This is a genomic window from Kosakonia sp. MUSA4 (assembly GCF_013085925.1).
In the GTDB taxonomy this organism is placed as follows: domain Bacteria; phylum Pseudomonadota; class Gammaproteobacteria; order Enterobacterales; family Enterobacteriaceae; genus Kosakonia; species Kosakonia sacchari_B.
In genome coordinates, this window is record NZ_CP025697.1 from 1,672,452 (window position 1) to 1,698,414 (window position 25,963).

Annotated in this window: 20 protein-coding genes and 1 pseudogene; 7 read left to right on the forward strand and 14 right to left on the reverse strand. The window is 54.6% G+C overall.

All coding sequences use genetic code 11. The features are described from left to right. Positions 1-16: 16 nt before the first annotated feature. From hcr to aqpZ, 4 genes are all read right to left on the reverse strand, one after another. A complete protein-coding gene (gene hcr, locus C0557_RS07920; protein WP_208658073.1) occupies positions 17-985 on the reverse strand; it encodes an NADH oxidoreductase in 969 nt (322 codons plus the stop codon). A gap of 10 nt (positions 986-995) precedes the next feature. After that, positions 996-2,648 carry a hydroxylamine reductase gene (gene hcp, locus C0557_RS07925; protein ID WP_208658074.1) on the reverse strand — a complete coding sequence of 551 codons (1,653 nt, stop codon included), beginning with the start codon at positions 2,646-2,648 and terminating at the stop codon, positions 996-998. 148 nt (positions 2,649-2,796) lie between these two features. Continuing rightward, positions 2,797-3,696 (reverse strand): lysine exporter LysO family protein, encoded by a 900-nt coding sequence (locus C0557_RS07930; RefSeq protein WP_043954068.1) that lies wholly within the window; start codon positions 3,694-3,696, stop codon positions 2,797-2,799. A gap of 132 nt (positions 3,697-3,828) precedes the next feature. Then, entirely contained in the window at positions 3,829-4,524 is a 696-nt protein-coding gene (gene aqpZ, locus C0557_RS07935) for an aquaporin Z (RefSeq protein WP_074775571.1), read from the reverse strand. Positions 4,525-4,875: 351 nt separating this feature from the next. Between aqpZ and C0557_RS07940 the strand changes: the two genes are divergently transcribed. Further along, the gene (locus C0557_RS07940; protein WP_208658075.1) at positions 4,876-6,534 is read left to right on the forward strand and encodes an ATP-dependent endonuclease; all 1,659 of its coding nucleotides are present in this window, start codon (positions 4,876-4,878) and stop codon (positions 6,532-6,534) included. Here the strand turns inward: C0557_RS07940 and C0557_RS07945 are convergent. Continuing rightward, complete coding sequence (locus C0557_RS07945; RefSeq protein WP_208658076.1) at positions 6,531-7,487, reverse strand: VirK/YbjX family protein; 957 nt, start codon at positions 7,485-7,487, stop codon at positions 6,531-6,533. The two genes, C0557_RS07940 and C0557_RS07945, sit on opposite strands and share 4 nt — an antisense overlap. Before the next feature lie 161 nt (positions 7,488-7,648). Between C0557_RS07945 and macA the strand changes: the two genes are divergently transcribed. Continuing rightward, positions 7,649-8,764, forward strand: a complete 1,116-nt coding sequence (gene macA, locus C0557_RS07950; protein ID WP_208658077.1) for a macrolide transporter subunit MacA — start codon at positions 7,649-7,651, stop codon at positions 8,762-8,764. Beyond that, a complete protein-coding gene (macB, locus tag C0557_RS07955) occupies positions 8,761-10,707 on the forward strand; it encodes a macrolide ABC transporter ATP-binding protein/permease MacB (RefSeq protein ID WP_208658078.1) in 1,947 nt (648 codons plus the stop codon). The genes macA and macB overlap by 4 nt, the downstream gene beginning before the upstream one ends. Before the next feature lie 64 nt (positions 10,708-10,771). Here the strand turns inward: macB and cspD are convergent, their stop codons facing one another. After that, positions 10,772-10,993, reverse strand: a complete 222-nt coding sequence (gene cspD, locus C0557_RS07960; RefSeq protein ID WP_007374119.1) for a cold shock-like protein CspD — start codon at positions 10,991-10,993, stop codon at positions 10,772-10,774. A gap of 328 nt (positions 10,994-11,321) precedes the next feature. On the opposite strand from cspD, the gene clpS reads away from it, so the two are divergent. Beyond that, positions 11,322-11,642, forward strand: a complete 321-nt coding sequence (clpS, locus tag C0557_RS07965; protein WP_007374120.1) for an ATP-dependent Clp protease adapter ClpS — start codon at positions 11,322-11,324, stop codon at positions 11,640-11,642. 31 nt (positions 11,643-11,673) lie between these two features. After that, positions 11,674-13,962 carry an ATP-dependent Clp protease ATP-binding subunit ClpA gene (clpA, locus tag C0557_RS07970; protein WP_074775584.1) on the forward strand — a complete coding sequence of 763 codons (2,289 nt, stop codon included), beginning with the start codon at positions 11,674-11,676 and terminating at the stop codon, positions 13,960-13,962. A gap of 121 nt (positions 13,963-14,083) precedes the next feature. On the opposite strand, the gene C0557_RS07975 is transcribed toward clpA, so the two are convergent. The 8 genes and pseudogenes from C0557_RS07975 to trxB all read right to left on the reverse strand — a co-directional run bounded on the left by C0557_RS07975 (position 14,084) and on the right by trxB (position 21,017). Further along, positions 14,084-14,548, reverse strand: coding sequence for an RES family NAD+ phosphorylase (locus C0557_RS07975; RefSeq protein ID WP_208658079.1), 465 nt, complete (start codon positions 14,546-14,548; stop codon positions 14,084-14,086). Then, positions 14,545-14,988 (reverse strand): antitoxin Xre/MbcA/ParS toxin-binding domain-containing protein, encoded by a 444-nt coding sequence (locus tag C0557_RS07980; RefSeq protein WP_208658080.1) that lies wholly within the window; start codon positions 14,986-14,988, stop codon positions 14,545-14,547. The genes C0557_RS07975 and C0557_RS07980 overlap by 4 nt, the downstream gene beginning before the upstream one ends. A gap of 146 nt (positions 14,989-15,134) precedes the next feature. Beyond that, positions 15,135-15,353, reverse strand: coding sequence for a translation initiation factor IF-1 (gene infA / locus C0557_RS07985; protein WP_001040187.1), 219 nt, complete (start codon positions 15,351-15,353; stop codon positions 15,135-15,137). Beyond that, positions 15,281-15,453: pseudogene (locus tag C0557_RS27400) on the reverse strand (hypothetical protein); the annotation flags it as partial. The gene infA and the pseudogene C0557_RS27400, both read right to left, overlap by 73 nt. 184 nt (positions 15,454-15,637) lie before the next feature. Then, complete coding sequence (gene aat, locus C0557_RS07990) at positions 15,638-16,342, reverse strand: leucyl/phenylalanyl-tRNA--protein transferase (RefSeq protein WP_208658081.1); 705 nt, start codon at positions 16,340-16,342, stop codon at positions 15,638-15,640. 105 nt (positions 16,343-16,447) lie between these two features. Next, positions 16,448-18,169 (reverse strand): cysteine/glutathione ABC transporter ATP-binding protein/permease CydC, encoded by a 1,722-nt coding sequence (gene cydC / locus C0557_RS07995; protein ID WP_208658082.1) that lies wholly within the window; start codon positions 18,167-18,169, stop codon positions 16,448-16,450. Continuing rightward, complete coding sequence (cydD, locus tag C0557_RS08000) at positions 18,170-19,936, reverse strand: cysteine/glutathione ABC transporter permease/ATP-binding protein CydD (RefSeq protein WP_208658083.1); 1,767 nt, start codon at positions 19,934-19,936, stop codon at positions 18,170-18,172. Between the two features lie 115 nt (positions 19,937-20,051). Beyond that, complete coding sequence (gene trxB, locus C0557_RS08005; protein ID WP_074775596.1) at positions 20,052-21,017, reverse strand: thioredoxin-disulfide reductase; 966 nt, start codon at positions 21,015-21,017, stop codon at positions 20,052-20,054. A gap of 523 nt (positions 21,018-21,540) precedes the next feature. Here trxB and lrp point away from each other — a divergent pair. Beyond that, positions 21,541-22,035, forward strand: coding sequence for a leucine-responsive transcriptional regulator Lrp (gene lrp / locus C0557_RS08010; RefSeq protein WP_002439523.1), 495 nt, complete (start codon positions 21,541-21,543; stop codon positions 22,033-22,035). Positions 22,036-22,155: 120 nt separating this feature from the next. Next, positions 22,156-25,944 (forward strand): DNA translocase FtsK 4TM domain-containing protein, encoded by a 3,789-nt coding sequence (locus C0557_RS08015; RefSeq protein ID WP_208658084.1) that lies wholly within the window; start codon positions 22,156-22,158, stop codon positions 25,942-25,944. Positions 25,945-25,963 lie beyond the last annotated feature (19 nt).

Consider the following 25,963-nt stretch of genomic DNA (forward strand, 5'->3'; position numbering starts at 1 on the left):
TTTTGTGCAGAAAGCGTTACGCCAGCACCAAATCCCCTTGTGGATGACAGGAGCAGGCCAGCACATAACCGGCGGCAATCTCCTGCTCCGTCAGCGTCATGGTGCTGCTGACGGTATACTCCCCGGAAATCACCTGCGTTTTACAACAGCCGCACACCCCGGCGCGGCAGGCGGCATTCACGGGCATCTTATTGCTTTCCAGTGCTTCCAGCAGCGTACTGCCCACCGGCGCGTAGAAGGTTTTCATCGGCGAGAGTTTGCTGAACTTCAATCCACTGGTGGCAGCCTGCGCGACAGGGGTAAAGAATTTCTCTTTGAAGAAACGCGTCACGCCCAGCGCTTTCACTTCACTCTCAACCCAATCCATGTACGGCGCCGGGCCACAGGTCATCACCGTGCGTACAGCCAGATCCGGCACCTGGCTGAGCAGTTCGCGGCTCAGGCGGCCAGAAGCAAAACCGGCGGTCGCGTCATTTTCTGCCACCAGCGTGACCGGATATTCGCGCCACTCGTCGGCGAAAATCACATCCTGCGGCGAACGCACATTGAAGATCACCTGCACATCGGCCTGCGGGCGATACTTTGCCAGCCAGCGACGCATCGACATAATCGGTGTCACGCCGCACCCTGCCGCCAGCAGCAACAGCTTATCGTTCGGTTCGTTATCACAGGTAAATTCCCCCTGCGCATCGGAAAGCCACAGATAATCGCCGCGTTTTACCTCCTGGGTCAGCCACCGGGAACCTGCGCCATCATCAATACGGCGAACGGTCAGCGTAATGTATTCGCTCACGCCCGGCGTGGATGAAAGGGTGTAAGCACGCAGCGTGTCGGCGCTGTTGCGAATGCTTACCAGCGCGTACTGCCCGGCGCGATACGGATAGTAATCGTGGCATAACAGCGACAGCGTCCAGACATCCGGCGTTTCCTGACGGATATGGTGAACCTGCATGCGCCACGGGCATTGAGGGATTGGCATGGTCATCGTTATCTCCTTATGCGCTCAGCAACTGCTGCATATCCTGTTCAACGGTTGTGACCTGGCGCAGGCCAAATTTCTCATTCAGCACGGCCAGCAGATCCGGCGTCAGGAAGCCCGGCGCGGTTGGCCCGGTAACGATATTGGTGACGCCCAGCGACAGCAGAGTCAGCAGGATGACGATCGCTTTCTGTTCAAACCAGGAGAGCACCAGCGACAGCGGGAGATCGTTCACACCGCAGCCCAATTTTTCCGCCAGTGTTACCGCCAGAATAATCGCCGAGTAGGCGTCATTACACTGGCCGGCATCGATCAGACGCGGCAGCCCTTCGATATTGCCGAAGTCGAGTTTGTTGAAGCGATATTTCCCGCAGGCCAGCGTCAGGATCAGGCAGTCATCCGGCACCTGGGTGGCGAAATCGGTGAAGTAATTACGTTCGCCGCGTGCGCCGTCGCAGCCGCCGACGAGGAAGACGTGGCGCAGTTTTTCGCGGCTCACCAGGTCGATCAGCGAATCCACCGCGCCAAGCAGGGTCTGGCGACCAAACCCGACGGTGATCAGGTGTTCAATTTCGCTGAACGGGAAACCGGACATTTGCTGCGCCTGGCGGATCACCGGTGCAAAATCGTCGCCTTCGAGGTGGTTCACGCCCGGCCAGCCAACAATGCTGCGGGTCCAGATGCGGTCGTCATAAGAACCGACGGTCGGATCGATGATGCAGTTGGAGGTCATCACGATCGGGCCCGGGAAGCGGGCGAATTCCACCTGCTGGTTCTGCCAGCCGCTCCCGTAGTTGCCGACCAGATGTTTAAACTTACGCAGTTCAGGATAACCGTGTGCTGGCAACATTTCACCGTGGGTGTAGACGTTAACGCCGGTGCCTTCGGTTTGTTGCAGCAGGTTATAGAGATCTTTCAGGTCGTGACCGGAGATCAAAATGCATTTCCCGGCGACGGCTTTAACGTTCACCTGAGTTGGCGTCGGATGGCCGTAAGTGCTGGTTTCACCAGCATCGAGGATGCTCATGACGCTGAAGTTCATCTGGCCAATGTCCATTGAACATTCAAGCAAAGCGTTCATGTCCGCAGGCCAGGTGCCCAGCCAGGCCATAATTTTATGGTAGCGGGCATAAATATCATTGTCGTACTGGCCGAGTACGTGCGCATGCTCCATATAGGCGGCTGCGCCTTTCAGGCCGTACAGGCAGAGCAGGCGCAGGCCAAGGATATTTTCGCCAATCGTGGCTTTGTCTTTATTCGGTGTGAATTCTGCTGCCTGACGCTGTAATTCGCCCAGATCGTCGCTGGCCAGTTGCAGCTCCGCCATCGGGTTATCAACGCTGGCGTTCGGGTCGATGGAGAGGCAGAGCGCTTTTAGCGCTTCACGTTTGGCGATCGCTTCTTGGGCGTAACCGACAATGCGAACGGAGTCGAAGTTTACGTTGGTCAGCGTCGAGAAGAAGGCGCGCGGCGCGAAGCTGTCGATTTCATGATCGATCAGATCGTAGTCACGGGCTTTGCAGGCCCAGGCAGAGAGCCCTTGTAACGCGGCAATCAGCAAATCCTGGAGGTCGGACGTTTCGGCGGTTTTACCGCACATCCCCTGCGCGTACGCACAGCCATTACCCGCCGGGGTTCGAATGGTTTGTTCACATTGCACACAAAACATGGTCACACCTTCACTGTTAAAGTTATATTTTAAATACATGTTTAAGATTATGCTGGTGAGAGAAGCCTTAAAAGCGCTTTTCGGTGCAACTTACAGGGAGATTGATTTAGCGCAATTTTGGCGGCAAAAAGTTACCGCCAAAGAGGTATCAGGCAGAGAAGAAGGCCATGAGCAATGGCACCAGCAGGCTGAGGATAAAACCGTGCACAATGGCCGCTGGCACCAGCTCCAGACCGCCGCTGCGCTGGAGCACCGGCAGGGTAAAATCCATTGACGTTGCGCCGCACAGACCGAGCGCCGTGGATCGGCTGCGGCGTACTAAGCCGGGGATTAACATGATGGCGATCAGTTCGCGCGCCAGATCATTAAAGAAGGCCGCGCTGCCAATGACCGGGCCAAAAGATTCGGTCAGCAAAATCCCGGACAACGAATACCAGCCAAAACCGGAGGCCATCGCCAGACCTGTCTGGAGCGGCAGGCCAAGCAGTAATGCGTTGATTGCGCCGCCGACTAACGAACTGAGCGCCACCACTACGGCGATGATCATTCCGCGGCGGTTGAGGACAATCTGCTTCAGCGTCATACCGCTGTTACGTAACTGGATGCCGACCAGCAGCAGCAGGAAGATCAGCGTATATTCGCTGGCTTCCGTGGCATGCTGTAAAAACGCCAGCCCGCTGAGGCCAATGGCAAAACCGGCAACCACCACGCCGCACAGACGCAGGGATTCCAGCGCCATGGCAAGACGTGAAGGCAGTTTTTCCTGCTGATGTTGGTGCTGCCAGGGCAGGGTACGCTCCAGCCATAACAGTGCAACGGCATTGCACAGCAGGATCACCACGATACTCACCGCGGAATAGTGAAATATTGACAGCAGATTGGCGCTGAGATTATCGAGGAACGCGAGGCTGATCCCCATAAAAAACAGGATCAGATAAACAATCCAGCTGAGTAATTTATTGATCAGTTTAAGAGCCGCGGTATGGCGCAGGGGAATGAGGTAGCCGACGATCAGCGGCAGAAGAATAATTAGCAATCCTGAAAGCATGAACAGCCCGAATCCTTGCAAAAATGAGTAAGCGCCGGACACACTACCGAAAGGTGGGAACTGAGTAAAGCCGCGAAAAGACGCAGTAATAATGTTAAATAAAAGCCCGGCGTGCTTGCCGGGCCTGATTTATTAATCGCGTTTTTCCAGCAGCGTGCGGTAAATCACCCCACCCAGAATGCCGCCGATAATCGGCATTACCCAGAAGAACCATAATTGTTGCAATGCCCAGCCGCCCTGGAATATTGCGACGGCGGTACTGCGCGCCGGGTTAACGGAAGTATTGGTCACCGGAATACTGATTAAATGGATAAGCGTCAGCGCCAGACCAATGGCAATAGGGGCAAAGCCCGCAGGCGCGTGTTTATCCGTGGCGCCGTGGATCACCAGCAGGAAGCCGCAGGTCAGCACGATTTCAATCAGCATCGCGGAGTAAATGGAGTATCCCCCCGGCGAATGCTCGCCATAACCGTTCGAGGCAAAACCACTGGCTGTTGCATCGAAACCCGCTTTGCCGCTGGCGATAAAATAGAGTGCCGCCGCTGCCACGATGCCGCCGACGACCTGCGCGACAATATAACCAATCACGTCTTTAGCCGGAAAACGGCCGCCTGCCCACAGGCCTATTGTCACTGCCGGATTAAAATGCCCGCCTGAAATATGACCAACGGCAAAAGCCATGGTCAGCACCGTTAAACCAAACGCCAGCGCAACCCCGGCGAAACCAATACCGGTTTGCGGAAACGTTGCGGCCAGTACTGCACTGCCGCAGCCGCCAAACACCAGCCAAAATGTGCCAAAGCACTCTGCTGCTAATTTTCTGAACATAGCCACCTCGATAAGAACAGAACCGGGCAAATGCCCTTGCCATAGGTAAAACTCCAATAAATGCGCGGTTATTCTAATTCCAGTGATGGTTAAAACAACTGATAAATTAAAATAAAGTAAAATATAATATATGTTCTATGGAATTATCCTGGTATTGAATTTTGATATTTGTTTAATGATTAGATTATTATTCTTTTTATTTCTCTGCGTTGTACTTCCTTCGACGGCATTAGCGGTTTGCTACATATTTTTCAATAAAATTTTGTACTTAGCGCATGTCCTGGCGCTTTCCGCCCCGCTATACTTCTCAGAAAGCATAGACGAGAAAGACGAAATCAGCCGGAGGGAAGAATGATTCTGGAGCGTGTAGACATTGTCGGATTCCGCGGCATCAATCGTTTATCGTTACAGCTTGAGCAGAATAACGTGCTGATTGGCGAGAATGCCTGGGGTAAATCCAGCTTGCTTGATGCATTAACGTTATTACTGTCACCGGAAACCGATCTCTACCATTTTGTTCGGGAAGATTTTTGGTTCCCGCCGGGAGATATTCAGGGGCGTGAGCACCATCTGCACATTATTCTGACTTTCCGTGAATCTGAGCCGGGGCGCTACCGCGTGCGACGCTATCGTCCTCTTGCCGAATGCTGGGTGCCCAGTCATGACGGATACCATCGCCTGTTTTATCGCCATGAAGGTGAGCTGTCTGATGATGGCAGCGTACTGACATTGCGTGGTTTTCTGAATGAACAGGGTGAGTTGCTCGATCTTGCCGATATCGACGAATGCGCCCGTCATCTGGTGCGTTTGATGCCGGTGTTGCGTCTGCGCGATGCGCGATTTTTACGGCGTATCCGCAGCGGTACGATGCCTGATACACCCGAAATGGAGACCACCGCCCGGCAGCTTGATTTCCTCTCCCACGAGCTGGTCTCCCGACCGCAAAATTTGACGGACGGGCAGATTCGTCACGGCCTCTCTGCGATGGTGCAACTGCTGGAACACTACTTCGCGGAACAGGGCAGCGGGGCTTCGCACCAGCGTCTGATGCGGCGTCGCTCTCATGACGAGCAGCGCAGCTGGCGCTATCTGGATATTATCAACCGCATGATCGACAAACCCGGCGGCCGTATGTACCGGGTGATCTTGCTGAGTTTTTTTGCCACCTTATTGCAGGCGAAAGGAACGGTGCGCCTCGACCGTGACGCGCGACCGTTGCTGCTGGTGGAAGATCCTGAAACACGGCTGCACCCGATTATGCTGTCGGTTGCGTGGCAACTGCTGAATTTGTTGCCATTGCAGCAGGTGACGACGACCAATTCTGGTGAGCTGTTGTCGATGACGCCGGTTGAGCATGTTTGTCGGCTGGTGCGCGAATCGTCACGCGTTGCGGCCTGGCGTCTTGGGCCCGGCGGCTTAAATTCCGAGGATGCGCGGCGTATCGCTTTCCATATCCGTTTCAATCGCGCTTCTTCGCTGTTTGCCCGCTGCTGGCTGCTGGTGGAAGGGGAGACAGAAACCTGGGTGATTAACGAACTGGCGCGCCAGTGCGGCCACCATTTCGATGCCGAAGGGGTGAAAGTTATTGAATTCGCCCAGTCCGGATTAAAACCACTGGTTAAGTTTGCTCGCCGTATGGGGATTGAATGGCATGTGCTGGTAGATGGCGATGAAGCGGGGAAAAAGTACGCCGCCACGGTGCGCAGCCTGCTGGATAATGATCATGTTCAGACGCGGGAGCATTTGACCGAGCTGCCGGCGCGGGATATGGAACATTTTATGTATCGGGAAGGTTTTGCCGATATCTATCATCGGGTGGCGCAACTGCCGGAAAACGTGCAGATGAATATGCGTCGGGTGATCATCAAAGCGATTCACCGCTCATCGAAGCCGGATTTGGCGATAGAAGTGGCGATGGAAGCGGGGCGCCGCGGGATAGATGCTGTACCGCCCCTGTTGCGCAAGATGTTTTCCCGCGTGCTGTGGCTGGCGCGCGGGCGAGCTGACTAGTTCTGGCAGAGGCTGGCTGTCTGGGTATGCAGGCTATCGAGTAATTCGTAACGGCGTCGGTATTCTGCGCGTTTTTTACTGGCGATCGCCTCCATCGGTTTACGCGGCATTGCCAGTGGCAGGATATAATCGCCGGACGCGTCAGCTACAGCGCCCAACGATTGCCAAAAACTATTGTAATCCGCATGCAGTTGCCCCTGCTTTTTTCGGCGGTAACGAATATTACGATAGATATGGGTTTCGTTGCTGACAGCGCGGATCTGCTGCACGCGCAGGAACTGGCTCAGCGTCATCACTGCCTCTACCAGCAGGCGTTTTGGAAAAAGACCGTGGCAGGATTTGGTCGCAGCCTGAATAAGTTCATGCGGCACGTGGGCTTTGGCTCCCTGTAATCCGCCAATATACAGCGTGTTTTGGCCAGCAAACTGGCACAGGGTGAATGTCAGCCCGGCCAGTACGGTATTCTGTGCATCGCAGAATACCAGTGTTGCTTCGCCTTCCTTGTCCTGCATGGCTTCTGAACACAGACGCAACGAATAATGTTGCTCATCTTTACCGTTCAACACTGCAACGGTGATTCCTGCCCTGGTAAGATAGCCGTTCACCAGTCTGGCGGGCAGCAGGCTTGCGATCGTGTTGTAATGCCAGCACAACGCGTCGGATGCTTGTGCACGACTGGTGTTCATGGATAACCATGGGCGATGCAGACGGCAAGGTAAACCAGGCTGCACCTGTAATATGTTAGCCAGCATGGGCTGACGTAGCAGGCGCGTAAGAAAACGGGCGGTGCTGAACGGCGTGGCCAGCGAACGTAGCAGAAATTTGCGGCGATACGCAGGATGATGCCACGCCAGTCCTGGCATCAGTTCGCCTGAAGCAAGAGAATAAAAGAGTTGCCATGCCGTTTTCGGCAGTGGCATAGCGGTATGTGTCGTGTCGGCGATGGTGGACATATTGAAATCCGGGTATCTCACAGAGATCGCCATTCCATCAGCCAGCGCTTCAACAACATCTAAATGAATAGTGGAGAGATTAAGAGTTTTCTGTTTCGTTGATGTTTTGTTTGGTTAAGAATGTTATCTACAGGCCGCGTGTCAGATTATCCGGGATTTTTATGAAACTTAAGGGAAAACGCAGGACGGTATTTATCGTACTGGCGGTCGTCATTTTACTGGCCGTCTTTTGGCTGTGGGGAAAATTAAACGCGCCGGTGGTGCAGTATCAGACGCTGATTGTCCGCCCAGGCGAATTGCAACAGAGCGTACTGGCGACAGGCAAGCTAGATGCATTACGTAAAGTTGACGTCGGTGCACAGGTAAATGGCCAGTTGAAAACGCTGTCGGTCAATATTGGCGATAAAGTCAAAAAGGATCAGTTGCTCGGGGTTATCGATCCGGACCAGGCAGAAAACCAGATCAAAGAAGTGAATGCCACGCTGATGGAACTGCGTGCGCAACGCCGTCAGGCGCAGGCGGAACTGAAGCTGGCGCAGGTGACGCTGGCACGTCAGCAGCAACTGGTGAAACGCAATCTTATCTCCCGCCAGGATCTGGATACCTCGGCCACCGATGTGGCGGTTAAAGAGGCGCAGATCGGCACTATTGATGCGCAGATAAAGCGCAACCAGGCGACGCTGGATACCGCGAAAACAAATCTCGACTACACACGCATTCTGGCCCCGATGGCCGGTGAAGTGACGCAAATTACCACTCTGCAAGGGCAAACGGTGATTGCGGTGCAACAGGCGCCAAACATCCTGACGCTGGCCGACATGAGCACCATGCTGGTTAAAGCACAGGTTTCAGAGGCGGATGTGATCCATCTGAAACCCGGGCAAAAAGCATGGTTCACCGTGCTGGGCGATCCTGGCACCCGCTATGAAGGGTCACTGAAAGACATTCTGCCGACGCCGGAGAAGGTCAATGACGCTATCTTCTATTATGCCCGTTTTGAAGTGCCTAATCCGCAGGGCATATTGCGCCTGGATATGACCGCGCAGGTGCATATTCAACTGACCGGCCTGAAAAATGTGCTGACCATTCCACTGGCGGCGCTGGGCGATCCGGTTGGCGATAATCGTTATAAAGTGAAAGTGCTGCGCAACGGCGAAACCCGCGAGCGCGAAGTAATGCTGGGCTCGCGTAATGATACCGATGTCGTGGTCGTGAAAGGGCTGGATGCCGGTGAAGAAGTGGTGATCGGCGAGCTGAATCGCGGAGCGGCCCAATGACGGCACTGCTGGAGCTGAAGGATATTCGCCGCAGTTATCCTTCAGGTGACGAGCAGGTGGAGGTGCTGAAGGGCATTACTCTCAGTATCAATGCCGGTGAAATGGTGGCGATTGTCGGGGCTTCGGGTTCCGGTAAATCGACGCTGATGAACATACTCGGCTGTCTGGATAAACCCTCCAGCGGTACATACCGCGTTGCCGGAACGGATGTCTCCACGCTTAGCGGCGATGCGCTGGCACAACTGCGGCGCGAGCATTTTGGTTTTATCTTCCAGCGTTATCATCTGCTTTCGCATCTGACGGCCGCGCAGAACGTTGAAGTGCCTGCGGTATACGCCGGAACCGATCGTAAAGCGCGGCTGATACGCGCCAGAGAGTTACTTACGCGCCTCGGCCTGGGTGAGCGGGCGGATTATCAGCCTTCTCAGCTTTCTGGCGGCCAGCAGCAGCGCGTCAGTATCGCCCGGGCGTTGATGAACGGAGGGCAGGTCATTCTGGCCGATGAACCCACCGGTGCGCTGGATAGTCACTCAGGCGAAGAGGTGATGGCGATCCTTCACCAGCTGCGCGATCGCGGGCATACGGTGATTATCGTCACCCACGATCCGCAAGTGGCGGCGCAGGCTGAGCGAGTAATTGAAATTCGCGATGGTGAACTTATCAGTAATCCTTCGACCCGCGAACGAGTGATAACAGCGGATAACCGCGATGCCGTGTCTGTGCAGGCGGGCGGCTGGCGGCAGTTTATCAGCCGTTTTCACGAAGCGCTGACCATGGCCTGGCGCGCAATGGCGGCGAATAGGATGCGCACGCTGTTGACCATGCTCGGCATTATTATCGGTATCGCCTCCGTGGTCTCGATTGTGGTGGTGGGCGATGCGGCGAAGCAGCTCGTGCTGGCGGATATCCGTTCAATCGGTACCAACACTATTGATGTCTATCCCGGTAAGGATTTTGGTGATGATGAGCCGCAATACCAGCAGGCGCTGAAATATGACGATCTGCTGGCGATCCAGAAACAGCCGTGGGTGCGCTCAGCGACACCGTCGGTTTCGCAAAACCTGCGTCTGCGCAATGACAATATTGATGTCGCGGCCAGCGCGAACGGTGTGAGCGGGCAGTACTTTAATGTTTATGGCATGACCTTCAGCGAAGGCGCGTCGTTCAATGCCGAGCAGGAGAAGGGACGGGCGCAGGTGGTGGTGCTCGACAGCAATACCCGCCGCCAGCTCTTTCCCAATAAAGCCAGCGTGGTGGGCGAGGTGATGCTGGTCGGCAATATGCCGGCAACGGTGATTGGCGTGGCGGAAGAGAAGCAATCCATGTTCGGCAGCAGCAAAATCCTGCGCGTCTGGCTGCCCTACACGACCATCTCCGGGCGCATTATGGGCCAGTCGTGGCTAAACTCTATTACTGTTCGGGTGAAAGATGGCTACAGCAGTGAGCAGGCGGAACAGCAGCTCACCCGGCTGCTGAATTTGCGGCACGGAAAAAAAGATTTCTTCGTCTGGAATATGGACGGGGTATTGAAAACTGCGGAAAAGACCACACGTACTCTTCAATTGTTCCTGACGCTGGTGGCGGTGATTTCCCTGCTGGTTGGTGGTATCGGTGTGATGAATATCATGCTGGTCTCGGTGACCGAGCGAACCCGCGAGATCGGCATCAGGATGGCGGTGGGCGCCAGAGCGGGCGATGTGTTGTCGCAGTTTCTGATTGAGGCAGTGTTTGTTTGCCTGGTTGGCGGCGCGCTCGGCGTAACGCTTTCGATGTTGATCGCGTTTACTTTGCAGCTCTTTTTACCGGGCTGGGAAATTGGTTTTTCACCGGTTGCGTTGATCACCGCTTTTTTGTGTTCAACGTTTACCGGGGTGCTGTTTGGCTGGTTGCCGGCGCGCAATGCGGCGCGCCTGGATCCGGTGGATGCGCTGGCTCGCGAGTAATAAAAATGCCAGCCGATTGGGCTGGCATTTTAACTGCGGCATGTACACAATGAGGTTGCTGGCGTCAGGCCATGGCTTCCACTTCGACGGGCACGATAACGCTGGCGTGATTGCCTTTAGGGCCCTGGTGTACATCAAACCGGACTGTCTGCCCGGCTTTTAACGTTCTGTAACCATCCATTTGAATGGTGGAGTAATGCGCGAAGATATCTTCGCCGCCGCCTTCAGGGCAAATAAAACCAAACCCTTTGGCATTGTTGAACCACTTAACAGTACCCGTTTCCATGCTTCGACATCCTTCGTAAATCTTATTTAAGTAAGATGGAATGAACCGGTGGCAGAGCGAGCGGGCTGTTCAAAACCTCACCAGCTCTCGACTGTACAATTTAGATAAATCGTATAACGCGTCAAGCGTTTGGCAGGGGTTCTGGGAGGCGGCGCATCAAAATTTTGAAGCAGTTAACGCTATGACGACAGAATGTGACAGCCGTCGCGGATGGCAACGATAGATGATTGTTATCTGACATCTGATGTAGATTAAAAATACATCTAGACTCATGTAATCGGCCGATTAAAGACCGCCGGAATCTGTAACCTAAGATGAAGCGCTAACGATGGGTAAGAGTAATAGCTGGCTGGATTTCGACCAATTGGCGGAAGAAAAATTGCGCGATGCGCTAAAACCGCCATCCATGTATAAAGTCATGTTAATGAACGATGATTACACGCCGATGGAATTTGTTATTGACGTGCTACAAAAGTTCTTTTCTTATGATGTAGAACGTGCAACGCAACTGATGCTTACGGTTCACTATCACGGCAAGGCTATCTGCGGTGTTTTCACCGCCGAAGTTGCAGAGACCAAGGTCTCTATGGTGAACAAGTACGCGAGGGAGAACGAGCATCCGTTGCTGTGTACGCTGGAAAGAGCCTGAATGCAGGCATGAAACTTGGGGGAGGTGCCCTATGCTCAATCAAGAACTGGAACTCAGTTTAAATATGGCTTTCGCCAGAGCGCGCGAGCACCGACATGAGTTTATGACCGTCGAGCACTTGTTACTGGCATTGCTCAGTAACCCTTCGGCCCGCGAAGCGCTTGAAGCGTGTTCCGTGGACCTGGTGGCGCTGCGGCAGGAACTCGAAGCCTTCATCGAACAAACCACACCCGTTCTACCCATGAGCGAAGAGGAGCGCGACACGCAGCCGACGCTCAGCTTCCAGCGTGTTTTGCAGCGCGCGGTGTTCCATGTTCAGTCCTCCGGTCGCAGCGAAGTCTCCGGGGCGAATGTACTGGTTGCCATTTTTAGTGAGCAGGAGTCGCAAGCGGCTTACCTGCTGCGCAAACATGAAGTGAGCCGCCTCGACGTGGTGAACTTTATTTCTCACGGTACGCGTAAAGACGAACCGGGACCGTCATCGGATGCAGGTAGCAGCAGTAGCAGCCAGGTGAACAGCGAAGAGCAAGCAGGCGGGGAGGAACGTATGGAAAACTTCACCACCAACCTTAATCAGCTTGCTCGTGTTGGTGGCATCGACCCGCTGATTGGCCGTAGTAAAGAGCTCGAGCGCGCGGTTCAGGTGCTGTGTCGCCGCCGTAAAAACAACCCTCTGCTGGTTGGGGAATCCGGTGTCGGTAAAACGGCGATTGCCGAAGGGCTGGCCTGGCGGATTGTGCAGGGCGACGTGCCGGAAATTATGGCCGACTGCACTATCTATTCGCTGGATATCGGCTCGCTGCTGGCAGGTACCAAATACCGCGGTGATTTTGAAAAACGTTTCAAAGCGCTGCTGAAACAGCTTGAGCAGGACAATAACAGCATTCTGTTTATCGATGAGATCCACACCATCATCGGTGCAGGCGCTGCGTCCGGCGGGCAGGTTGATGCTGCTAACCTGATTAAGCCGCTGCTTTCCAGCGGTAAAATCCGCGTGATGGGATCGACCACCTATCAGGAATTCAGCAACATCTTCGAAAAAGATCGCGCCCTGGCGCGTCGCTTCCAGAAAATTGATATTACTGAACCGTCCGTTGAGGAAACGGTGCAGATTATCAACGGCCTGAAGCCGAAGTATGAAGCGCATCACGATGTACGTTACACAGCGAAAGCGGTGCGTGCAGCGGTGGAACTGGCGGTGAAATACATTAACGACCGTCATTTGCCGGATAAAGCGATTGACGTGATCGATGAAGCGGGCGCGCGTGCGCGTCTGATGCCGGTGAGCAAGCGTAAGAAAACCGTCAACGTGGCGGATATCGAGTCGGTTGTTGCGCGCATCGCGCGTATTCCTGAGAAAAGCGTTTCTCAGAGCGACCGCGACACGCTGAAAAATCTCGGCGATCGCCTGAAAATGCTGGTGTTTGGCCAGGATAAAGCCATTGAGGCATTAACCGAAGCCATCAAAATGAGCCGCGCAGGGCTGGGTCAGGACCATAAACCGGTCGGTTCCTTCCTGTTTGCCGGCCCAACCGGCGTGGGTAAAACCGAGGTGACCGTACAGTTGTCGAAAGCGCTGGGTATTGAGTTGCTGCGTTTCGATATGTCCGAGTATATGGAGCGACACACCGTCAGCCGTTTGATTGGTGCGCCTCCGGGATATGTCGGCTTCGATCAGGGAGGTCTGTTGACTGATGCGGTGATCAAACATCCGCACGCGGTGCTGCTGCTTGATGAAATCGAAAAAGCGCACCCGGATGTCTTTAACCTGCTGTTGCAGGTGATGGACAACGGTACGCTGACCGATAACAACGGACGCAAAGCTGATTTCCGCAACGTGGTGCTGGTGATGACCACCAACGCCGGGGTGCGTGAAACCGAGCGTAAATCCATTGGTCTTATCCACCAGGATAACAGTACCGATGCGATGGAAGAGATCAAAAAGATCTTTACGCCGGAATTCCGCAACCGTCTGGACAACATTATCTGGTTCGATCACTTGTCTACCGAGGTGATCCATCAGGTGGTCGACAAATTTATCGTCGAACTCCAGGTGCAACTGGATCAGAAAGGCGTGTCGCTGGAAGTCAGCCAGGAAGCCCGCAACTGGCTGGCCGAGAAAGGCTATGACCGTGCAATGGGGGCTCGCCCGATGGCGCGTGTTATCCAGGACAACCTGAAAAAACCGCTGGCCAACGAACTGCTGTTCGGCTCGCTGGTTGACGGTGGCCAGGTAACCGTGACGCTGAATCAGGAAAAAGATGTGCTGGAGTATGATTTCCAGAGTGCCCAGAAGCACAAACCGGAAACCGCCCACTAATCTCTGTTATTAAGTCACAAAAACCGGGTCACTGAACCCGGTTTTTTTATGCCTGCGATTTGTCGGCGGGTGGCTGGATCAGATAAGTGCGTTATCCAGTAAAGCAGATTCCCGACAGCCATCAGGACGAAGCCAGCCGCGGATCAAACGAAAAAGGCAGCTCTTTTACTGATTTGAGTAACTTGCTGAATTCAGCGTGCTGCGGATTGAGGATGGCATTGTTTTCCTGCGGAATGACGCAGGAAGGAAGTACCAGCGCGACGGCGCTGTTGGCTTCCAGCCAGGCGGTTCCCAGATCCATCGTTGACAGCGGCGCCGGGTTTTCCTGCCAGTCTGGCGGTAGCCACTGTTTATCCAGATATTCAATCGCTTTATCGGGGATGTCGATACTGAACAGTCCGTACTGGCTCAGGATCGTGTCGCTGTGTACATGCACCAGCATTTCCAGCGCGGCGAGCGAAACGGATGAGGCAACATAAACCGCCGGGTGACCTTTGTGATTCCATCTGCCGCCGTACTGATTCGCACCGCTGCCGGTCCAGGCTTCGCTGGCGTAGCGGCGCGAAACAAGGCGATAAAAAATCACGCAAATACTCCGTGTTCCAGCCGGCCGATCAGATCGGTCACTTCCAGAGCGCCACTTTCAGTGGCAATCAGGGAGATAGGGGCAACGTTGCCGAGGCCGCGCACTGGCGCTTGTAGCCAGTCGTACGCCATTTTTTTATCACCAAAAAACTGAACAGCGGCGTCGATCACGCGAACTAAACGGGCGATCCGCTCGCTCTCTTCCGGCGTTAAGGTGCGTCCCGCGCTCTTACGGCGGGCTACGTTGCGCTCGTTAATACCGGTGACGCGCAGGATGTCGGAGCGGGACATCTCCGTCCATTCGTGAATAGTATCCAGAATGCTGACGGGCAAACCCTCATTCAACATCTGAACAAGTTTTATGCCGCGGTTAGCGGGGAAACCGGCGAAACGCCAGAGCGCATTTTCAACCGGTTTTTGTTCCGGGCTCCAGGTTCTCATTTTTCCTCCTCTGTGCAGACATTTGTCATAGCTCAGTATAGACATTTGTCCTGAGTTGCGAAAGGCAATAAGAACGCAGAAAAACAAAAGGCCGGGTTTTACCCGGCCTTTAATATTAGGTGCACTAGTTGTGCTGGCGGAAGATCTTAGCGGCTACGGAAGACAATGCGGCCTTTGCTCAGGTCGTACGGGGTCAGTTCCACAGTCACTTTATCGCCCGTCAGAATACGGATATAGTTTTTACGCATTTTACCGGAGATATGCGCAGTGACCACGTGACCGTTTTCCAGTTCTACGCGGAACATCGTATTAGGTAACGTTTCAAGAACGGTACCCTGCATTTCAATATTGTCTTCTTTGGCCATCTAATCCTCGGGGGTATCACTACCATAATTTTTGAATCGGCAAGATAATGCCGAAGTTCGTGTGTTAAGTAAAGATTTGTGCTGATAAAACGCAGCAAAACGACTTTTGCCAGTTACCCTCACGCCACAGCCAGGACGCGCTAAATGCGCAACCGTAAAGGGGAGCGATGGAGTAAAACGAAGGGCATCCCTGATACGAACGACTCCCGGATGGGGCGGGGCAACAGGCAAAAGCTGCTTTGAGCGTCCATTATAACACCCTGATAAAAAATGTGCCGAAAACATTATTCAGGAGATAAAAACAGCGTGCGCGGCACCCAAAAATGGGAAGGCAAAGGGATTGCGCGCAATTTGGCAAGCTGGAGTAAATAATCTCTGCGCGGTATTTCTACCGCGCCCAGCGATGCGGTGTGATTATTTAGCACCTGGCAATCAATCAATTTGCCGCCCTGACGGAGAAACTCGTCGCAGAAAACAAGCAATGCCGTCTTCGAGGCGTTAATGCGGCGGCTAAACATCGACTCGCCGCAAAACAGCAAACCCTGCGCCACGCCGTACATTCCACCGACCAGTTCGTCGCCTTCCCACACTTCAATTGAGTGCACATGACCAAGCTCGTGCAGGCGATGGTAGGCCATCACGATATCGGGCGTAATCCAGGTGCCTTCATCACGATCCTGCGCGCAACCGTCAATCACTTTGCCAAAGGCATGATTGAGGGTAACGCGGTAAGGAGAAGACTTATGAAAGCGTTTCATGCTGCGGCTGATATGAAACGTCTGCGGCCACAGTACGGCGCGCGGATCGGGCGACCACCAGAGGATCGGATCGCCGGGAGAAAACCAGGGGAAAATGCCGCGCTGATAGGCCATCAGCAGCCGGGCCGGGCTTAAGTCTCCGCCCAGCGCCAGCAGACCATTAGGTTCGCGCAGCGCCGCTTCAGGCGAAGGAAAAGCGATAGAGTGACGAGAAAGCTGAACCAGGCGCATGACAACAACGCTCCACAACGCGACAAGGGACCCCTTTTAATATCGTCATTTTGCCATTTCACTTTAATCGCGCTGCGGCAGAAGCGGCAAAATGACGAATATCAACTACAGACGCTGCTTAAACTGGTAATACCGCCCCTGTTTCGCCATTAACGCTGCGTGATTACCTTGCTCAATTATTTGTCCGTTGTCCATCACAATTATGCGATCAAAAAACGCCAGGCCGCGCAGACGGTGCGTGACCATTAACAGCGTTTTGTCTTTCATTACTTCACGAAGTAATTCAAGAACCTGGCTCTCTGTTTCAGCGTCCAGCCCTTCGGTTGGTTCGTCCAGTAAGACCAGTGGAGCGTCATGCAACAGCGCGCGGGCAATTGCCAGGCGGCGCAATTCGCCGCCAGAAAGCTGGCGACCACCTTCACCTAACCACGCGTTCAGACCGCCATCAGCGAGCAGCTTTTCCAGCCCGACACGCGTCAGCATCGCGCTCAACGTTTCATCACTGGCCTGCGGCGCCGCAAGCAGCAAGTTATCACGCAGCGTAGCGCTAAACAGATGTACGCGCTGTGGCACCATGCTGATGAGCGAACGCAGCGTCGCTTCGTCCACATCGCTCAGCGGCCGATCGTTCAGCCGAATTTCGCCTTGCTGCGGATCCCAGGCGCGCGTAAGCAATTGTAGCAGCGTTGATTTGCCGCAGCCGGTACGGCCCAGAATGGCGACATGTTCACCCGCGGCTATCGACAATGCGATATTCTCCAGCGCACGCTGTGGCTGCCCGGGATAGCTAAAAGCCAGATCCGTAAATTGCACCGCAACACGCGCTGGTACAGGCATGCTGGATTGCGGGAAAGTCACATCAGGCGGACAGTCGGTGATTTGCGTAATGCGGGTAGCGGAAGCGATCACCTGGCCAAGGTGCTGGAAAGCGCCAGTAACCGGCGCCAACGCTTCAAACGCCGCCAGCGCACAGAAAACGAACAGCGCGATTAATGCGCCTGGCTGGGTATTGCCGCCAACATCGCCGGAAGCAAACCATAGCATGACGATGACCGCTGCCCCGCTAATCAGCAACATCAGCGCCTGCGAAATGGCACTCAGATCGGACTGACGGCGCTGGGCGTCGTGCCAGTTTAACTCTGTGTTCTCCAGTTGTTCACGGTAGCGCTGGCTGGCGCCAAAAATGGTCAGCTCCGCCTGGCCTTGCAACCAACTGGTCAATTGCTGACGATACTGGCCGCGCAGAGCGGTCAGGCTCTCGCCAGTTGGTTTGCCCGCCCGGTAAAAGAGTGGCGGTAATATAAGCAGCGTCGCCAGCATAATGCCGCCGAGCATCAGCGCCAGAGAGACATCCAGCACGCTTAAACCGACCATCACCACAATGATGACCACCAGTGCGCCGACCAGCGGAGAGATGACGCGCAAATAAAGATGGTCGAGTGTATCGACATCGGCCACCACCCGGTTCAGCAATTCCCCCTGGCGAAAACGCGCCAGCCCGGCAGGGGAGAGGGGTAACAGTTTGCTGAAAGTGGCGACGCGTAAATGTTCCAGTACGCGGAAAGTGGCTTCATGGCTGACCAGACGCTCAAAATAACGCCCGGCGGTACGGGTAATCGCAGCGCCACGAACCCCGGCAGCAGGCAGCATATAGTTAAAACTGTAAAGTCCGGCCACGCCAACGACCGCCGAGGCCGACAGGAACCACCCGGAGAGCGTTAACAGCCCGATACTGGCCAGCAGGGTGACAATCGCGAGGATCACGCCCAGCAGCAACATCCATTTGTGGCGTTTATACAGCGCGAGGTAAGGCAACAAAGCACGCATTTAAATCTCCTCCTGGCGGTGGGCGAGAAGGTCGGCAAACGTTCCCTGCGCCGTTGAAAGTTCAGCATAGCTGCCTTGCTCAATGATCTCGCCATCCTGCATCACCCAAATGGCATCCCATTCGTTCAGATTTTCCAGCTGGTGGGTAACCATCAGCGTGGTTTGCTGGTGGGAAGCCTCAGTCAACGCCTGCATAACCCGTTGCTCGCTATGGGCATCCAGGCTGGCAGAAGGCTCATCCAGCAGCAGTAATTTGCACGGCGAAAGCAGCGCGCGGGCTACGGCGACACGTTGTGCCTGACCAACAGAGAGGCGTACGGCCTGGTCGCCAGGCTGCGTTTCCAGCCCTTCCGGCAACAGAGGTAAAAATTCGCTGACCCAGGCTTTATCCAGTGCCGCTTGCAGTTCAGCAGCGCTGGCATTTGGCCGCGCCAGCAGAACGTTTTCCCGTAATGTGGTAGCCGGAAGTTGTGGGTTTTGCCCCACCCAGCTTATCGCTTCGTGCCAGCTATCCGGATCAAGCGCGCTCAGCTCAATACCATTTACGCGCAGCGAGCCCTCATAGGGCAAGAAACCGGAGAGAACATTAATCAGCGAGCTTTTACCAGAACCGCTTTTACCTACCACTACCACACGTTGTCCGGCGGCAAGGGTGAAGTTGAGTGGCCCGGCGAGTTTTGCGCCTTCGGCAGACTTTATTATCAGATTGTGTGCGGTGAGTGTGACAGGCTCATCGCTTGCTAACCGGGTTTCACCGCGTTGTGGATGTGCCAGCGGTGCTTCCATGAACGTTTTTAGGCTGTCGGCGGCACCGATAGCTTGCGCCTTGGCATGATAGAAGGTACCCAGATCGCGTAGCGGCTGGAAAAACTCCGGCGCCAGCACCAGAGCAAGGAAACCGGCGAACAGTGTAACGCCGGTGCCGTAATGACCAAAATTCAGCTCGCCAAGATAAGAGAAGCCGAAGTAGACCGCGACCAGCGCAATCGATAGCGAAGCGAAAAACTCCAGCACGCCGGAAGATAAGAAGGCCAGACGCAACACTTCCATGGTCCTGCTGCGGAAATCCTGAGAGGCGCGACGGATACTCTCGGTTTCCGCTTCGCCGCGACCAAAAATACGCAGCGTTTCCATACCGCGCAGGCGATCAAGAAAATGACCGCTCAAACGCGCCAGCGCTTTAAAGTTACGGCGATTAGCATCGGCGGCGCCCATTCCAACCATCGCCATAAACAACGGGATAAGGGGCGCTGTGCCGAGCAAAATAAGCGCGGCAGCCCAATTAATGGGGAATAAAGTGAGAACGATTAACAGCGGCACGCTGGCCGCAAGGGCCATCTGTGGTAAATAGCGGGCATAGAAATCGTGCATATCGTCAATTTGTTCAAGTACCAGCGTCGCCCAGCTCCCGGCGGGTTTACCCTGGATCCAGGCCGGACCCGCTTGATGCAGGCGCTCCAGCACTTGTCGGCGGATTTCAAAACGAATATGCGCTCCGGCATGAAATCCCACCCGTTCGCGCAGCCAGACAACCCAACTACGCAGGATAAAGATCAGCACCAGTAAGGTGAAGGGTAGCAGTAACGCTTCACGAGGAATATTTTCCATAATCAAATGATTGAGGATGCGCGCCAGTATCCAGGCCTGCGCCACAATCAGTGCGCCGCTGACCACGCCGAGAAGGCGGGAAAGCATTAACCAGCGGCGGGAAATAATGCTTTGCTGTTTCAACCAGCGAGTGAGTTCTTGTTGACGGGTTTTATTCATTGCGCGCTTAGCAGGTGAAGTTATCGGAATTTTTAGCTTGCGCAATGTTACATCGGGGCAAAAATAAAGGCGACTTATAGTCGCCTTTTTTACCTTTGTTACTGACTTGTAAAGATTATTTACGTTCAGCCAGACCGTCGAGATAGCGTTCCGCATCCAGAGCCGCCATACAGCCCGTGCCCGCAGAAGTGATCGCCTGACGGTAGATATGATCCATAACATCACCGGCGGCAAAGACTCCCGGAATGCTGGTTTGCGTGGCGTTACCGTGAATACCGGACTGCACCTTGATGTAGCCATTTTCCAGCGCCAGTTGACCTTCGAAGATGCCGGTGTTCGGGCTGTGGCCGATAGCCACAAACAGCCCCGCAACGTCCAGTGACTCCACGTTGTCTGCATTTTGCGTATCACGCAGACGCAGACCCGTGACGCCCATCTGATCGCCGGTGACTTCTTCCAGCGTGCGATGAGTGTGCAGCACAATATTGCCGCTCTCTACTTTATCCATCAGACGTTTAATCAGGATTTTTTCCGCACGGAAAGTGTCGCGACGATGGATCAGATGTACTTCAGAGGCGATATTTGCCAGATATAGCGCTTCTTCAACGGCAGTATTACCGCCGCCGATTACCGCCACTTTCTGATTGCGGTAAAAGAAACCGTCGCAGGTTGCGCAGGCGGAAACGCCGCGGCCTTTAAACGCTTCTTCCGAAGCCAGCCCCAGGTAACGTGCAGATGCGCCAGTCGCGATGATAAGCGCATCGCAAGTATATTCGCCGCTATCGCCAGTCAGACGGAAAGGACGGTTTTGCAAATCAACGCTATTGATGTGATCAAAAATGATTTCAGTATCAAATTTGGTGGCATGCTCATGCATGCGTTCCATCAGCAGTGGCCCGGTCAGATCGTGCGGGTCGCCCGGCCAGTTTTCCACTTCAGTGGTGGTGGTGAGCTGGCCGCCTTTTTCCATCCCGGTAATCAGCACTGGCTGCAGGTTTGCGCGCGCAGCATAGACCGCGGCGGTATAACCGGCAGGGCCTGAACCAAGGATGAGCAGCTTACTGTGTTTGGCCGTACCCATGAGATCCTCATTGTTGTTTGGCAGACATTGAGCTGAATTGTAGGGAATTTAGCGTCGTAAAAAAAGGGCGCGCCAGTTTTGTTAACGATATGTGTAATAGAAATGACCGATGACGTGGAGGGATTTGGGGCTGAAATATAATAATTTCTACTGAAAATCGGCCTGTTATAAGGTGATAAAGTGAGGATTAGCGAGTGGTGTTGATGAATATCTGGCATGTTGTACTAAAAAAAGATGTTTTGCTTTGACAATCCCCTGCGCATTTGCGAAAACATCAAAGGAAGAGAAAAGCAGTGTTTCGCGCGTGATGCAAACTTACGCACGTAAATGCCATTTTTTACCGGGCTAGTGAAATCTACGCATGGTGTGGACAGACGCCATTCGTGATATCGATAGCTGCCTTTGGCAACGGTCTTCTTAATATTGCCTCCGCAATGCCGTAACGCGACGGGCAAAGACTCTGAACAGTGAAGTGCACAGGGTCAAGACAGGAGTAGGGAAGGAATACAGAGAGACAATAATAATGGTAGATAGCAAGAAGCGCCCAGGCAAAGATCTCGACCGCATTGATCGTAATATTCTGAACGAACTGCAAAAAGATGGGCGTATTTCCAACGTCGAGCTTTCTAAACGAGTGGGGCTTTCCCCGACGCCGTGCCTTGAGCGTGTGCGCAGGCTGGAAAGACAAGGATTTATTCAGGGCTATACCGCGCTGCTAAATCCGCATTATCTGGATGCATCACTTCTGGTATTTGTTGAGATTACTCTGAATCGTGGCGCGCCCGATGTGTTTGAACAATTCAACTCCGCTGTGCAAAAACTTGAAGAAATTCAAGAGTGTCATCTGGTTTCAGGCGACTTCGACTACCTGTTGAAGACGCGTGTACCGGATATGTCGGCTTACCGCAAACTGTTAGGGGAAACCCTGCTGCGTCTGCCGGGCGTGAACGACACCCGCACATATGTGGTGATGGAAGAAGTTAAACAGAGCAATCGTCTGGTAATTAAGACGCGCTAATACGGAACAGGTGCACAATCGCTGTTTTTTGATTACACTCCTGTTAATCCATACAGCAACAGTGCCGGGGAGACCCGGCGCTGTTGTCCGTTTTAGCATCAAGGACCTGGAGAGCCTGTCTTGAGCCAGGAATACACCGAAGACAAAGAAGTCACACTGACCAAGCTTAGCAGCGGGCGCCGACTCCTGGAGGCGTTGCTGATCCTCGTTTCACTTTCTGCCGTCTGGTTGATGGCCGCGCTCTTAAGTTTTAACCCGTCTGACCCTAGCTGGTCGCAAACGGCCTGGCATGAACCTATCCATAATCTGGGCGGTGTGCCCGGCGCATGGCTTGCCGATACGCTGTTTTTTATTTTTGGCGTTATGGCCTACACCATTCCGGTGATCATCATTGGCGGCTGCTGGTTTGCTTACCGTCACCGCGCCAGTGAAGATTATATCGATTACTTTGCCGTATCGTTGCGCATGATTGGTGCGCTGGCATTGATCCTGACCTCCTGCGGTCTGGCAGCGATTAATGCCGATGATATCTGGTATTTCGCCTCCGGCGGGGTGATTGGCAGCCTGCTGAGTACTACGCTGCAACCTCTGCTGCGCAGCAGCGGTGGTACGCTCGCGCTGCTCTGCATTTGGGCCGCCGGGTTGACCCTATTTACCGGCTGGTCGTGGGTTACCATTGCCGAGAAAATCGGCAGTGTCATCCTTAATATTCTGACCTTTGCCAGTAATCGTACCCGTCGCGATGACACCTGGGTTGATGATGACGAGTACGAAGACGATGAAGAGTATGAAGAGGAAAAACCGCGTGAGTCGCGTCGTGCTCGTATTCTTCGTGGAGCGCTGGCTCGCCGTAAGCGCGTGGCTGAAAAATTCGCCAACCCGATGGGGCGTAAAACAGACGAAGCGTTGTTCTCCGGTAAGCGGATGGACGATGAGGAAGATGAGATCGCATACAGCGCGCGCGGTGTGCCGGCGGATGCTGACGACGTCCTGTTCTCCGGGCATCGTGCTACGGAAGCTGAGCAGGAGTACGATCCACTGCTGAACGGGCACAGTGTCACTGAGCCGGTAGTGGCAGCCGCAGCAGCGACAACCGCCGCTGTGCAGGCGTATGCAGCACCTGCTGAACCTTACGTCCCCGCAATGCAGCAAGATATTGAATGGCCGTATGCGCAGGCACCAGCAACTCAGGTACCACCGCAAGCCCCTTATCAGCCAGAGCAGTATGTCGAAGCTGCTCAGGAGGCCCCGTATCATTCTCCTCAGCATGAACTTCCTGAGTGGCAGCAACCTGTCGCAGAAGCGGAGTGGATGCCGGATGCGCCGGTAACGCCACTGCCGCCGGAAGAAGAGGTTTATGCTCAGCAGGCGCAGGAGCCGTTGCCATGGCAAAGCGAACCGCAAATCGCACCGGCTCCGGAACCGATAATCACGCCTGAACCTGAACCGGTCATTGAAGAAGTAAAACAGACTCGTCCGCCGCTTTACTACTTTGAAGAAGTGGAAGAGAAGCGTGCGCGTGAGCGTGAACAACTTGCCGCCTGGTATCAGCCAATCCCGGAGCCTGCTGTTGATGAACCCGCAGCAAAACCTGCTGTTTTCTCTGCGCCATCGGCCGCAGCGGTTGATCCATCCGTTGCTCCTGTCGCGGCTGGCATACAACAAGCTACGGGCCATGTCACCGCTGCAGCGGCAGCCGCAGCGCCGGTCTTTAGCCTGGCTGCTGGTGGCGCACCGCGTCCGCAGGTTAAAGAAGGGATAGGTCCGCAGTTGCCGCGCCCGAACCGCGTTCGTGTTCCGACGCGCCGCGAGCTGGCGTCTTACGGTATCAAATTGCCTTCCCAGCGTATGGCCGAAGAGCGCGCCCGCGAGGAAGAAGTGCATCAGCATGATGACGACGAAGCCGATATGTTGCAGCAGAACGAACTGGCTCGCCAGTTTGCTGCTACACAGCAAGATCGCTATGGAAATGAATTTCAGCACGAGGCGCCACAGTTCCATCCGCAGCACCCCGCAATGAGCGACGAAGAAGTGGAAGAAGCTGAGCTGGCCCGTCAGTTCGCAGCCTCTCAGCAACAGCGCTATTCGGAAGGCCAACCGGCAGGCGCACAAGCGTTTATGCCTGAAGATTTTGCGTTTTCGCCGATGAAAACGCTGGTTGATGATGGGCCGCACGAACCGCTGTTCACGCCTGGCGTGATGTCAGAGCCGGAGCCGCCAGTACAGCAGCCGCATCATTATCAACAACCGACGCCGCCGCAATACCAGCAGCCAGCACAGCCGCACTATCAGCCGCAAACTCCGCAGACGGCTCAGCAGCCCACTATGCCGCAACAGCATCAGGCTGCGCCACAGCCGCAAGAGAGCCTGATCCATCCGTTGTTGATGCGTAATGGCGATAGCCGACCAGTGCAGAAACCGACTACGCCGCTGCCATCACTGGATCTGTTGACGCAGCCGCCAGCGGAAGTTGAACCCGTTGATACCTTCGCGCTTGAGCAAATGGCGCGCCTGGTCGAAGCGCGGTTGGCCGATTTCCGCATCAAAGCCGATGTGGTGAATTATTCGCCGGGGCCGGTGATTACCCGCTTTGAGCTGAATCTGGCGCCGGGGGTGAAAGCCGCACGTATTTCCAACTTGTCCCGCGATCTGGCGCGTTCGCTCTCCACCGTTGCCGTGCGCGTGGTGGAAGTAATTCCCGGCAAGCCGTATGTTGGCCTCGAATTACCGAACAAGAAACGTCAGACCGTCTATCTGCGTGAAGTGCTGGACTGCGTGAAATTCCGGGAAAGTCCGTCGCCGCTGACCGTGGTGCTGGGTAAAGATATCGCAGGCGATCCGGTGATTGCCGATCTGGCGAAAATGCCGCACCTGTTGGTTGCCGGTACGACTGGCTCTGGTAAATCGGTGGGCGTGAACGCCATGATCCTCAGCATGCTGTATAAAGCGACACCGGAAGAGGTGCGCTTTATTATGATCGACCCGAAAATGCTCGAACTTTCGGTGTATGAAGGCATTCCGCATCTGCTGACCGAAGTGGTTACCGATATGAAAGACGCCGCCAATGCGTTGCGCTGGAGCGTCAACGAGATGGAACGTCGCTACAAACTGATGTCGGCACTTGGCGTGCGAAATCTGGCGGGTTACAACGAGAAAATTGCGGAAGCTGCACGTATGGGGCGTCCGATCCCGGATCCGTACTGGAAACCGGGTGACAGCATGGACGTTCAGCATCCGGTGCTGGAAAAATTGCCGTATATCGTGGTAATGGTGGACGAATTTGCTGACCTGATGATGACCGTTGGCAAGAAAGTGGAAGAGCTGATTGCGCGCCTGGCGCAGAAAGCGCGTGCCGCAGGTATTCATCTGGTACTGGCGACCCAGCGTCCGTCGGTCGACGTTATCACAGGCCTGATTAAAGCGAACATCCCAACACGTATTGCATTTACCGTATCGAGTAAGATTGATTCGCGTACCATCCTCGATCAGGGCGGTGCGGAATCGCTGCTTGGGATGGGCGATATGCTCTACTCCGGTCCAAACTCTACGTCTGCGCCGGTGCGTGTCCACGGGGCATTCGTACGTGACCAGGAAGTGCATGCTGTGGTGCAGGACTGGAAAGCGCGTGGTCGTCCGCAATATGTCGATGGCATTACGTCTGAAAGCGAAAGCGAAGGTGGCGCAGGCGGAGGTTTTGACGGTGGTGAAGAGCTGGATCCGTTATTTGATCAGGCCGTTAACTTCGTGACCGAAAAACGCAAGGCCTCTATCTCCGGTGTTCAGCGCCAGTTCCGTATCGGCTATAACCGTGCGGCGCGTATTATCGAGCAGATGGAAGCCCAGGGAATTGTCAGTGAGCAGGGGCACAATGGTAACCGTGAGGTGCTGGCTCCACCGCCGTTCGAATGATTGCAAAGCTGGGTAAATA

Bases quoted from the DNA above. Each gene is read 5' to 3' on its own strand.
- C0557_RS07945 (WP_208658076.1), bottom strand. From the start codon at position 7,487: ATGTCCACCATCGCCGACACGACACATACCGCTATGCCACTGCCGAAA.
- clpA (WP_074775584.1), top strand. From the start codon at position 11,674: ATGCTCAATCAAGAACTGGAACTCAGTTTAAATATGGCTTTCGCCAGA.
- trxB (WP_074775596.1), bottom strand. From the start codon at position 21,017: ATGGGTACGGCCAAACACAGTAAGCTGCTCATCCTTGGTTCAGGCCCT.
- cydC (WP_208658082.1), bottom strand. From the start codon at position 18,169: ATGCGTGCTTTGTTGCCTTACCTCGCGCTGTATAAACGCCACAAATGG.
- macB (WP_208658078.1), top strand. From the start codon at position 8,761: ATGACGGCACTGCTGGAGCTGAAGGATATTCGCCGCAGTTATCCTTCA.
- macA (WP_208658077.1), top strand. From the start codon at position 7,649: ATGAAACTTAAGGGAAAACGCAGGACGGTATTTATCGTACTGGCGGTC.
- lrp (WP_002439523.1), top strand. From the start codon at position 21,541: ATGGTAGATAGCAAGAAGCGCCCAGGCAAAGATCTCGACCGCATTGAT.
- C0557_RS07940 (WP_208658075.1), top strand. From the start codon at position 4,876: ATGATTCTGGAGCGTGTAGACATTGTCGGATTCCGCGGCATCAATCGT.
- hcp (WP_208658074.1), bottom strand. From the start codon at position 2,648: ATGTTTTGTGTGCAATGTGAACAAACCATTCGAACCCCGGCGGGTAAT.
- cydD (WP_208658083.1), bottom strand. From the start codon at position 19,936: ATGAATAAAACCCGTCAACAAGAACTCACTCGCTGGTTGAAACAGCAA.
- aat (WP_208658081.1), bottom strand. From the start codon at position 16,342: ATGCGCCTGGTTCAGCTTTCTCGTCACTCTATCGCTTTTCCTTCGCCT.
- hcr (WP_208658073.1), bottom strand. From the start codon at position 985: ATGACCATGCCAATCCCTCAATGCCCGTGGCGCATGCAGGTTCACCAT.
- clpS (WP_007374120.1), top strand. From the start codon at position 11,322: ATGGGTAAGAGTAATAGCTGGCTGGATTTCGACCAATTGGCGGAAGAA.
- infA (WP_001040187.1), bottom strand. From the start codon at position 15,353: ATGGCCAAAGAAGACAATATTGAAATGCAGGGTACCGTTCTTGAAACG.
- aqpZ (WP_074775571.1), bottom strand. From the start codon at position 4,524: ATGTTCAGAAAATTAGCAGCAGAGTGCTTTGGCACATTTTGGCTGGTG.
- C0557_RS07930 (WP_043954068.1), bottom strand. From the start codon at position 3,696: ATGCTTTCAGGATTGCTAATTATTCTTCTGCCGCTGATCGTCGGCTAC.
- cspD (WP_007374119.1), bottom strand. From the start codon at position 10,993: ATGGAAACGGGTACTGTTAAGTGGTTCAACAATGCCAAAGGGTTTGGT.
- C0557_RS07980 (WP_208658080.1), bottom strand. From the start codon at position 14,988: ATGAGAACCTGGAGCCCGGAACAAAAACCGGTTGAAAATGCGCTCTGG.